This window comes from Micromonospora sp. NPDC049049 (assembly GCF_040649115.1).
GTDB lineage: Bacteria > Actinomycetota > Actinomycetes > Mycobacteriales > Micromonosporaceae > Micromonospora.
The window spans coordinates 159,759-170,603 of sequence record NZ_JBEZEX010000016.1; the positions used below are offsets into that span (position 1 = coordinate 159,759).

General features: G+C 71.9%; 9 protein-coding genes. 7 read left to right on the plus strand and 2 right to left on the minus strand.

The annotated features are described in order from the left end of the window. The first annotated feature begins 114 nt into the window (after positions 1-114). The 3 genes from AB0B68_RS18405 to AB0B68_RS18415 all read left to right on the plus strand — a co-directional run bounded on the left by AB0B68_RS18405 (position 115) and on the right by AB0B68_RS18415 (position 3,588). Positions 115-1,470: a hemolysin family protein gene (locus AB0B68_RS18405; RefSeq protein WP_357261285.1), complete on the plus strand. Its 1,356-nt coding sequence runs from the start codon at positions 115-117 to the stop codon at positions 1,468-1,470. Beyond that, a complete protein-coding gene (locus tag AB0B68_RS18410; protein WP_355009521.1) occupies positions 1,467-2,531 on the plus strand; it encodes a hemolysin family protein in 1,065 nt (354 codons plus the stop codon). Before AB0B68_RS18405 ends, AB0B68_RS18410 begins: the two co-directional genes overlap by 4 nt. A 124-nt stretch (positions 2,532-2,655) precedes the next feature. Then, positions 2,656-3,588, plus strand: coding sequence for a sporulation protein (locus tag AB0B68_RS18415; RefSeq protein WP_357195168.1), 933 nt, complete (start codon positions 2,656-2,658; stop codon positions 3,586-3,588). A 404-nt stretch (positions 3,589-3,992) separates the two neighbouring features. Here AB0B68_RS18415 and leuE read toward each other — a convergent pair whose 3' ends face one another. Next, on the minus strand, positions 3,993-4,664 hold the full coding sequence (leuE, locus tag AB0B68_RS18420; protein WP_357195268.1) for a leucine efflux protein LeuE: 672 nt from the start codon (positions 4,662-4,664) through the stop codon (positions 3,993-3,995). Continuing rightward, positions 4,664-5,908: a bifunctional pyridoxamine 5'-phosphate oxidase family protein/GNAT family N-acetyltransferase gene (locus tag AB0B68_RS18425; protein WP_357261288.1), complete on the minus strand. Its 1,245-nt coding sequence runs from the start codon at positions 5,906-5,908 to the stop codon at positions 4,664-4,666. Before AB0B68_RS18425 ends, leuE begins: the two co-directional genes overlap by 1 nt. A 36-nt stretch (positions 5,909-5,944) precedes the next feature. Here AB0B68_RS18425 and AB0B68_RS18430 point away from each other — a divergent pair, with 36 nt between their 5' ends. The 4 genes from AB0B68_RS18430 (at position 5,945) to AB0B68_RS18445 (ending at position 10,769) form a co-directional block, all read left to right on the plus strand. Beyond that, the gene (locus tag AB0B68_RS18430; RefSeq protein ID WP_357261291.1) at positions 5,945-7,285 is read left to right on the plus strand and encodes an aminotransferase class I/II-fold pyridoxal phosphate-dependent enzyme; all 1,341 of its coding nucleotides are present in this window, start codon (positions 5,945-5,947) and stop codon (positions 7,283-7,285) included. A gap of 340 nt (positions 7,286-7,625) precedes the next feature. Then, the gene (locus AB0B68_RS18435) at positions 7,626-8,330 is read left to right on the plus strand and encodes a UdgX family uracil-DNA binding protein (protein WP_357261294.1); all 705 of its coding nucleotides are present in this window, start codon (positions 7,626-7,628) and stop codon (positions 8,328-8,330) included. Positions 8,331-8,480: 150 nt separating this feature from the next. After that, positions 8,481-10,085, plus strand: coding sequence for an FAD-dependent oxidoreductase (locus AB0B68_RS18440; RefSeq protein WP_355009516.1), 1,605 nt, complete (start codon positions 8,481-8,483; stop codon positions 10,083-10,085). 102 nt (positions 10,086-10,187) lie between these two features. Next, positions 10,188-10,769: a hypothetical protein gene (locus tag AB0B68_RS18445; RefSeq protein WP_357195154.1), complete on the plus strand. Its 582-nt coding sequence runs from the start codon at positions 10,188-10,190 to the stop codon at positions 10,767-10,769. Positions 10,770-10,845: the final 76 nt, after the last annotated feature.

Here is a 10,845-nt window from a genome sequence, read left to right on the forward strand (position 1 = left end):
GCGCCGATAAAATAGCGGCATGATCGACTCTTCTGCCCAGGAGGGCAGCAGTAGCCAGCCGGGTCGTGCCCGGCATATCCCCGTACCGACGACCCCGGGAGCCCTGAGCGACCCGTGTTGATCGTCGTTGGTCTCCTTCTGATCATTGTTCTCACTGCCGCCACCGGCTACTTCGTGGCGCAGGAGTTCGGCTACGTCGCCGTGGACCGGGGCAAGCTGCGCCAGCTCGCCGACGACGGCGATCCAGCCGCCGCCCGGGCCCTGACCGTCACCAGCCGGCTCTCCTTCATGCTCTCCGGCGCGCAACTCGGCATCACCGTCACCGCCCTGCTGGTCGGTTACGTCGCCGAGCCGTACCTGGGCGGCGGACTCGCCGACCTCCTCGGCGTAGCCGGCGTCAGCGAGGCGGTCAGCCTGCCGCTGTCGGTGGCGTTGGCCCTGGTCATCGCCACCATCGTGCAGATGGTCCTCGGTGAGCTGGCCCCGAAGAACCTGGCCATCGCGCGGGCCGAGCAACTGGCTCGGGCGCTGAGCCGGTCCACCCTCATCTACCTGGCCGTCGCCGGGCCGCTGATCCGGCTCTTCGACCGGGCCTCGGTCCGGCTGCTGCGCCGGATCGGCATCGAACCGATCGAGGAACTGCCCAGCGGCGCCACCCCGGCCGACCTGGAACAGATCATCGCCGAGTCCCGCGAGGAGGGCAGCCTCGACGCCGAGATGTCCACGCTGCTCGACCGAGGTCTGGACTTCCGCGAGCTGACCGCCGGCGAGGCCATGGTGCCCCGCGTCGACGTGCACACCGTCCGGGCGCACGAGCCGGTGAGCCGGGTGGTCGAGCTGCTGGACACCGGCCACTCCCGCTTCCCGGTACGCGGTGCGGAGGGCGTCGACGACGTGCTCGGCATCGTCGGTATCGCCGACGTGCTCGGCGTACCCCCGGCGGAGCGGGCCACCACACCGGTGAGCGCGGTGGCCGGGCCGCCGCTGCTCGTACCGGAGACGTTGCCCCTGCCCACAGTGCTCGACCGCCTGCGGTCCGGGCACCGGCAGATGGCGTGCGTGGTCGACGAGTACGGCGGCTTCGCCGGCGTCATCACGCTCGAGGACATCGCCGAGGAACTGGTCGGCCCGATCCGCGACGAGGACGACCCACCGGACCGGGCACCCGCCCGGCAGGACGACGGGTCCTGGGTGGTGCCGGCCCGCTGGCGGATCGACGAGGTCGCCGACAGCACCGGCATCGCCCTGCCCGAGGCCCCCGAGTACGACACCCTGTCCGGGTTGGTGATGCGGGAGCTGGGCCGGGTGCCCGAGGTCGGTGACCGATTGGAGATCAGCCTGCAACCCGAGGGCGCGGACGGCGAGGTCAACGAGGCGGAGCCCCGGGCGCTGGTCGAGGTGCTGGCCGTGGACCGGCACGTGGCCGACTCGGTGCGGTTGCAGCTGACCAAACCCGAGGTGACCGCATGAGCCCCGGGATCGCACTGTTCAGTTCGGTGATCCTGCTGGCGCTGAACGGGTTCTTCGTGGCCGCCGAGTTCGCCCTGGTGGCCAGCAAGCGCTACCGCCTGGAACAGGCGGCGGCAAACGGTGGCCGGGCGGCACGGGCCGCGTTGGATGGCGTCCGCGAGCTGTCGCTGATGCTGGCCGGCGCGCAGCTCGGCATCACGTTGTGCACCCTGGGTCTCGGCGCGCTGGCCGAGCCGGCGATCGAGCACCTGCTCAGCCCTCTGCTGCACGCGGTGGGTCTGCCGGACGCTGCCAGTCACCTGATCGCCCTGGTCTTCGCCCTCGGGGTGGTGACCTTCCTGCACCTGGTGGTGGGGGAGATGGCACCGAAGTCGTGGGCGATCACCGACGCGGAGCGCTCGGCGACGCTGCTCGCGTTGCCGTTCCGCGCCTTCGCCCGGGTTTCCCGGCCGGTGCTCTCCGCACTGAACGCCCTGGCCAACGCGATCCTGCGGCTGTTCGGCGTGAATCAGCAGGACCAGCTCGCCCAGGTGCACGGCCCGGACGAGCTGCGGATGCTGCTGGAGCAGTCCCGGGAGCACGGGCTGCTCGGTGCTGAGCAGCACCAGCTGCTGACCAGCATGCTGGAGTTGCAGGGCACGTCGGTGGCGCAGGTGATGGAACCGTTCGCGACCATGGTCACCGTCCGCCGCGACGACCCGGCCGAGCGGATCGAGGAGGTCAGCCGGGACAGCGGCCGATCCCGGCTCGCGGTGCTCGACGAGGCGGGCGACGTGTGCGGGCTCGTGCACGTGCGGGAGGCGGTACGGGTGGTCACCACCGGCCGGGTCGCCACCGCCGGGGAGCTGATGACCCCCGCGTTCACCCTGCCCGCGACGTCCTCGGTCACCGAGGCGGTGGCGGCGATGCGGGCCCGGCAGTCACAGCTCGCGCTGGTCCGCAACGGCGGTGGCCCGGCCCGGCCGATCGGTTTCGTGGCCTTGGAGGACCTCCTGGAGGAGGTCATCGGGGAGTTCGACGACGAGACCGACACGGTGCCCCGCGGGCGGCGGTTGCGGTGACCCTACGACCCGGCCGCGCCGAGGAGGCGTGGCCGGGTCGGCGCGGCAAGCTTGAGGTCACCTCGACCGGGTAGGCGCGCCGGGTGGGGCCGGCACGGCCCCCGTCCCGGGAGGGGGGCGTGCGGTGCGGCTGACGGGAGTGTCCCCGGAGTCCGGTGGGACCGGGCTCTCCGTGCAGACCACGCTGCCCAACCCGAGTACCCGACCGGGCCTGCGCCTGCCCGGGCGGGTGACCCTCGCGGCCGGCCCGGACAACGTGCTGGTGCGGCACATCCGACTCGGCCTGGTCACCACCGTCGAGCCGGACGACCCGTCCGCGCCCCGGCGTCTCATGCAGTTCTTCGACCTGCCGATCGCCGGCCGGTTCGTCGTACCGGCCGGTCGGCGGCGGGCTGTCGACTTCGCGTTCCCGCTGCCGTGGGAGACCCCGGTGACCACCTTCGGTGGGGTGCCGCTGCTGAGCCTGCGGATGGGTCTGCGGACCGAGGTGTCCCTCGACCCCGATCTCGACCAGGGGGCCATGGTGCCGGTCTTCGTGCACCCGATCCCCACCCAGCAGCACGTGCTGGCGGCGCTGGACACCCTCGGCTTCATGATCCGCCAGTCCGGGTTGCAGGAGGGCGGGCTGCCGGGGGTGGAACACACCCTGCCGTTGCACCAGCGCTGGGGCTACTGGGTCGGACCGCTCTACGCCGGCCCGATCACCGAGCTGGAAGTGATCTTCGTGACCAACTCGGCGGGTCTGGAGGCGATCCTCTGGATGGACCGCCGGCTGGCGCTGGCCGGCATCACCCACCAGAGCATCAGCCGGTTCCGGATCTGGCACGAGGGCGCCGACCGGCGGGACTGGGTCGCCACTGTGGACGGCTGGATCCGCCAGGCGATCAACCGGCACGCCGCCGCTGCCGCACACGCCGACTGGTCAGCGCAGATCGCGGGATCGGCCCATGTCAGCCGCCACCCCGACGAGCCGATCCGACCGGGTTACGGCCTCGGCGGCACAGCCGGCGGCGCCGGCATAGGAGGCGGCGGCTCCGGCGGCGGCGACGGCACGTGAACTCCCGCCCCACGCACTCGCCCCGCCTCGCCCCTTCGCGCTGCCCGCCCCGCGCCGCCCCCGCGGCCGACCCCGCGCTGTCCCACGGCCCGTCGATCATGGAGTTGTGGCGGGATGAACATCCCGTTTCGCGCCTTTCGTGAGGCACCACAACTCCAAGATCGACGCGTGCGGAGGACGCGACATCGCTGACCTCCGCGATCTTGCACTTTCTGCGGCGACAAATTCGTAGAAAGCGCGCGTTTCGTCAACCGAAAGTGCAAGATCGCGGGCTGCGGGGCTGCGGGGCTGCGGGGCTGCGGGGCTGCGGGGCTGCGGGGCTGCGGGGCTGCGGGGCTGCGGGGCTGCGGGGCTGCGGGGCTGCGGGCGGGCGGGAGCGGGCGCGGGCGCGGGGGGGCGCGGGGTCAGCCGGCGGTGGCGGTGGCCAGCTTGAGGCTGAAGGCCAGGAACAGGGCTGCCACGGCGGTGGTGCCGCCGGCCGCCAGGCGGCGGCGTTGGCGGAACTGGGCGGCCAGGAAGGTGCCCGCGAAGATCAACGCGGTCAGGTAGAGCACGCTGGTCACCTGCGCGATCAGCCCGAGCAGCAGGAACGACAGCGCCGGCCACGCGTAACCGGGGTCGACGAACTGGATGAAGAACGAGATGAAGAACAGGATCGCCTTCGGGTTCAGCAGGCTGATCACCAGCGCCTTGCGGAACGGGCTGCGCATCGCCGCCGGCTCCGCGGCGTCGATGAGCCGCGGCGTGCTCGGGTCGTTGCGGTCGCGCCAGCGCCGCACGGCGCCGAGCAGCATGGTCACCCCGACATAACCGAGGTACGCGGCACCGGCGTACTTGATCACCATGAACAGCGGCGGGTACGCCTTGAGCAACGACGCCACCCCGGCGGCGGAGAGGAACATCAGCACCCCGTCGCCGACGAACACGCCCGCAGCGGCCCGGTAGCCGACCGCGACGCCTCGTTTGGCGGCGGTGGAGAGCACGAAGAGTGAGTTCGGCCCGGGCAGCAGGATGATGGCCACGGTGCCCAGCACGTACGTCCAGATGTCGGTGATCCCCAGCACGCCCGCCATCATCACGCCACCGGTGCCGTCCGCAGAAGTCTTTCCCGCAGCCTGGCCTGTGCGTTCGGCCACTCGTCGACGGTCATCGCGTACTGCACGGTGTCCCGCCAGGAGCCGTCCAGGCGTTGTCGGTGCATCCGCAGCACCCCTTCCCGGGTCGCCCCGAGCCGTTCGATGGCCGCCTGGGAGCGAACGTTGCGGATGTCGGTGTGCCAGGTGACCCGTACCCCGCCCAGGTCGTCGAAGGCCCGACCGAGCAGCAGCAACTTCGCCTCGGTGTTGATCCCGGTACGCCACCAGGGCCGGCCGAGGAAGGTGTGCCCGATGGCCACCGCCCGCCGCTGGGGGTCGATCTCGTAGTAGGAGGTGCTGCCCACCACCGCCCCGGTCGCCGTGCACCGCTGCACCCAGGCCACCCGCTCGCCCCGGTGCTGGGCGGCCAGGGCGGTGCCGATCACCTCGGCGGTTTCGGCGGGGACGGCGGGCGGCGCGACGTTGAGGTGTCGCCACACCTCAGGGTCCGTGGTGGCGGCGTGCAACTCGTCGGTGTGCGCGAGGTCCAGCGGCTCCAGCCGAACGTGCTCGCCGTGCAGCGGCACCGGGTCGTGCCAGGGTGTGCGGGGCGTCCGCAGGTACGCCGGCAGCGGCGCGGTGACTCCGGCGTCCGGCTCGGGTGCCCCGGCGGTCAGTCGCAGCGGCAGCACGCCGGCCCAGTGCGGCAGGTCCAGGTCGGCCTCGTCCTCGCGGACCCCTCCGGTGCGGGCCCGGACGGACACCTCGCGCAGTGGTAGCGCCAGTACGGCGGTCTCGGCCAACTCGCGACGGCTGGGCGGACGAGTGGCGGTGCTGCGTCCCGCGCCGACCTTCTCGACCAGCGCGGTGAGCATGGCGAGCTTCTCCCGCTCGTCGGTGACCAGTCGGGCGGTGCCGTGCGCGACGACCGAGCGGTAGTTGGCGCTGTGGTGGAACTGGGAGCGGGCGTAGACCAGCCCGTCGAGAATCGTCACCGCGACGCAGACCGGCAACCCGTCGTCGCCCCGGGCGGCGAGCAGCGGCCGACTGCCGGTGGAGCCGTGCAGGTACAGCGTGTCGCCGATGCGGACGTGCAGGGTGGGCAGCACCCGTGGCTGGCCGTCGACGGTGAAGCTGAGCGCGCAGTCGTACGCCTCGTCGAGCACGGCGTGGGCGGCGGCCTGGTCGTAGCTCATCTTGTCGCGGGAGCGGTGGGGTGTGGTCCGGGCGGTGGGTGGATACATGCGCTCGCCCCTTTGTTCTAGTACAATCTCTTATTTGTGTCAGCACAGTATCAGTTCACCGGGACGACAGCCGTCGAGATTTCGGCCAGCATCGAGTCGGGCATCCGTACCGGCGCCCTGTCACCGGGAGCCGCCCTGCCACCCGTGCGGGCGCTCGCCACCGAGTTGGGGGTCAGCCCCGCCACCGTCGCCCGCGCCTACCAGGAGCTACGCCAGCGCGGCCTGCTCGCCACCGCTGGTCGGCACGGCACCCGGGTGCGCCCCCGCCCGCCGGTGGCCGCCCGCCGCGCCGCACTGCGTCCCCCACCGCTGCCCGGCGCCCGGGACCTGTCCCGCGGTGAACCCGACCCCCGTCTGCTGCCCCCGCTGGGCCCGCACCTGGCGGCGCTCGCCAGCGAGAACGGCCCGTCGGTCGGCTACTCCGATGCCGGAGTCCTGCCCGAACTGGCCGAGACGGCCCGCGCCCGGCTGCGCGCCGACGGCGTACCGGCCGGGGAGTTGACCCTGACCGGCGGTGCGCTGGACGGCATCGAGCGGTTGCTCGGCGTCCACCTGCGCCCCGGCGACGCGGTGGCGGTCGAGGACCCGGGCTGGGCCAACCTGCTCGACCTCGTCGCCGCGCTGGGCCTGCGCCCGATCGGCGTACCAGTGGACGACGAAGGGCCGCTGGTCGCCGGGGTGGCCGCGGCGCTCGCCGCCGGGGCGCGGGCGCTGATCGTCACCAGCCGGGCACAGAATCCGACCGGTGCCGCCGTCTCCGCGGACCGCGCCGAGGCGCTGCGGACGCTCCTCGCCGGCCGACGGGACCTGCTGTTGATCGAGGACGACCACGCTGCCGAACTGGCCCTCGTACCCCTGCACCCGCTCGCCGGTGCGACAGCGAGTTGGGCCTTCCTCCGCTCGGTGAGCAAGCCCTTCGGCCCGGACCTACGGCTTGCGGTGCTGGTTGGCGACGAAACGACAGTGGCCCGGGTGAGCGGTCGTACCCGGGTCGGTGCCGGCTGGGTCTCCACAGTGCTGCAACGTCTGGTGCTCGCCCTCTGGCGGGACCCGGCGGTCACCGAGTTGGTGCAGCGGGCGGCGCAGAGCTACGAGCAGCGCCGCGAGGGGCTGCTCGCCGCTCTGGCCGATCGCGGCCTGACCGCACACGGTCGCAGCGGCATCAACGTCTGGCTGCCGGTCGCGGACGAGACCAGCACTGTGACAGCGCTGCGCGACGCCGGCTGGGCGGTGGCCCCCGGCGCGCTCTACCGGATCGCCGCCCCGCCGGCTCTGCGCATCACCGTCAGTTCCCTGGACATCGCCGACCTGGCCCCGCTGGCCGCCGCCCTGACCCACGCCGAAAACCCACCCCCCACCAAAGGCTTCCCCACCTGACCCCCCGCCCTCGCCCCCCGCGCGCCCCGCCCCGCCCCCGCGATCTTGCAGTTTCGGCTGGCGAAATGTCGGGTCTGTGGACGTTGGTCTGTGCAGAAAGTGCAAGATCGCGGGGATTCGGGACGGCGGGGACGGGTATGCGGGCGCCCGGAGGTGGGGGACATGGCTTCAGGTGGGGCTCGTAAGGGGATCTGGATCGCCATTGCGGTGGCGATCATCATCATCGTCATCGTGCTGATCGCGATCGCGTCCGGCGGCGACGGCGGCGGAAACGGGTACTGACGCGTCGCGGCCGGGGCGTATCCGGCGGTGAGCATCGAACGGGTATATAACAGTCGGCATGGCCGAGCAGACCGGGAGCGCTCCGGGCGCCCAGCGGTTCATCCCGCCTGACGCCGACACCATCGACGACCTGCGCACCGCCGCGGGCGGCTGCCGGGGCTGCGAGCTGTACCGGGACGCCTCGCAGACGGTCTTCGGCCGGGGTGACGAAAGCGCCCGCGTGGTGCTCGTCGGCGAGCAGCCCGGCGACATGGAGGACCAGAAAGGGCTGCCCTTCGTCGGCCCGGCCGGCCGCCTGCTGCGCCGCGCGGTCGACGACGCCGGACTGGAACCGGGCCACCTTTACCTGACAAATGCCGTAAAGCACTTCCGTTTTGAGCTGCGCGGCAAGCGGCGGATCCACCAGACCCCGGACCAGGCGCACATCACCGCCTGCCGCCCCTGGTTGGTCGCCGAGTTCGCCCGGCTGCGTCCGGAGGTCGTGGTGGTGCTCGGCGCGACCGCCGCCAAGGCGTTGCTCGGCCCGTCCTTCCGGGTGACCCGGCAGCGGGGCGAGCTGCTGCCCTGGCCGGAGTCGGCCCAACATCCTGCGGACTTCGAGCAGGTGCCGGTGGACAACGCCGGAAAGCGGGCCGACGCGCCGCAGGCTCGGCTGTTGGCCACCATCCACCCGTCCGCCGTCCTGCGGGCCGACGACCAGGACAAGGCGTACGAGGGGCTGGTCGCCGACCTCACCGTCGTCACCCGCGCCCTGCCTGCCTAGCTGGCGACCAGGGCCTACCGCGGCCCGAGCCGGCGGAAATTGCCGCCCGGGTCGCGCGCCGAGGCGATACCCGCCGGAAACGGTGATGCGTGAACCGCGTAACAGATCCTCTGCAGACTCATGCGAGTCGATCTTGTAGGGGAGGCCGTTATGAGCGATCAGACGCAGTCGATGGTCAGCCGGCGTGGGTTCCTGCGTACGGTCGGAATCAGCGGTGGTGCCGGAGCGATGCTCGCCACCATGGGCGCCATGGGGCTGGCCCCCAGCGCGGCGGCCTCGGTCACCCCGGCATTCCGGCCGCCGGAACCCTCCGACTTCACTCTCAGCGGGCGGTCGGGCGCCAGCGTGGTCGTGCTCGGCGGCGGCATCGCCGGGCTCACCACGGCGTACGAGTTGGGCAAGGCCGGCTATCACTGCACCGTCCTGGAGGCGCGGCACCGCGTCGGTGGGCGGAACCTGACCATTCGGGGCGGCGACGTCGAGACCGACCTCGACGGACGCACCCAGCGGGCCGGCTTCTCCGACGGGGTCTACTTCAACGCCGGGCCGGGCCGCATCGCACAGTGGATGGTCACGATGGACTACTGCCGGGAACTCGGCGTACCCATCGAGGTCTTCACGAACCAGAACGCCGACGCCTGGATCTACAACGAGTCCGCCGGGATGACCGAGCCGGTCCGGTACCGCACCGCCAAGGCCGACGTGTACGGCTACGTCTCGGAGCTGCTCGCCAAGGCCACCGACCAGGGCGCGCTGGACGCCCGGCTCACCACCGAGGACCGTGACCGGCTGCTGTCGTTCCTGCAGAGCTTCGGCGCGATCGGCGGACGGACCAGCGACTGGGCGTACACCGGGACCAACCGTCGCGGCTTCTCCGCGTATCCCGGTGCGGGTAACGACGTGGGGAGTCCGCTCGGTGCGCCGCCGGCGCTCGCCGACGTGTTCGCCAGCAACATCGGCCGGTACTTCTCCTTTGAGTTCGGCTACGACCAGGCCATGCTGATGTTCCAGCCGGTCGGCGGGATGGACCAGATCCCCCGAGCCCTGGCCCGCGCGGTGGGCCCGCACCGGATCCGACTCAACGCCGAGGTCACCGGGGTGACCGACCGGGGCAGCCGGGTCGAGGTGACCTATCGGCAGGGCGGCCGGCAGTCGCAGGTCACCGCCGACTACTGCGTGGCGGCCCTACCGCCGCACCTGATGGCCCGGGTGCCGCACAATCTCGGCACGGCGGTGACCGCGGCCCTGGCCGATTTTCCGGTCACCGCCTCCGGGAAGATCGGCCTGGAATACCGCAGCCGCTGGTGGGAGACCGATCAGCGGATCTACGGCGGCATCACCGAGACCGACCTGGACCTGTCGCACATCTGGTACCCGTCCTACGGCTTCCACGGGAAGCGCGGCCTGGTGGTCGGGTACTACAACACCGGGGCGAACGCCAGGGCGTACAGCGGGCTCACGCCGGAGCAGCGCAGCGAGCGCGCGATCAGCCAGGGTGTGAAGATCCACGGTGACAAGTACCGCAGTGAGCTGGTCACCTCGTACTCCCACGCCTGGGACCGGACCCGCTACATCGAGGGCGCCTGGACGTCGCCCCGGTACGGCACGGCCGGCTACAACCTGCTGCTCCAGCCGGCCGGGCGGGTCTACTTCGCCGGGGACTGGCTCAGCCACGAGGTGGCCTGGCAGCACGGCGCTTTCGTGGCGGCGCGTTCGGCGGTCTCCGCGCTGCACCAGCGGGTGATGGCCGGCTGACCCTGAGCTGTGCAGATCTTGGACAGTTTCCGTCAGCGGATGACGGAAACTGTCCAAGATTGACGGTGCGTCGCGGATCGAGTGGCTGGGTAACCGGTGTCGATGGACATTGACAACGGGGAGCGTCGGGTGGGTGTGGCCGCCGGGCGGCGCGGGAGATGGAAGCGGTTCTTCGAGCGGGCGCCCGGCTTGCAGCTCATGGCCGTCTACTGGGTGCCGATGACGGTGCTCATCGGGCTGCCGGTGCGCTGGCTCCTCGACCGGCAGGAGCCGCTGGTCGAGGCCGTGCTGAACGGTGCGCTGAACCTCGTCTGGGTCGGCCCCGCCGTGTACTTCAGTCGGTGGAGCGCGGGCGAGCAGGCCGCCCGGCGCGATCCGGAGGGGTACGCGCTGCGCCAGGCAGTGCACACCAGCGCCGTGCCCGCGGACGAGGCCACACGGGCCATACTGCCCCGCTATCTGGTCGAGCAGCGGCGGGCCACCTGGGCAGCGCTGCTGGCCATCCTGGGCATCTGCCTCGGGCTGGTCCTGCTCGCTCTGCTCGCCGCCGACAACGAGGGCTTCGCGGTGATCTTCGGTGTGGTCGCCGCCGTCAGTGTGGTCGTCGCCGCACGCACCCTGACCCGGATCCGTCGGCTGGCATCCCTGCTGGCCGCGCCCAACCCACCACAACCGCGCGGGTAGGACGATTTTCCCGCCCGCCGCCCGCCGCCCGCCGCTGCTCGACCAGATAGCGGGGCAGTATGGCCCGTGTGGCCTC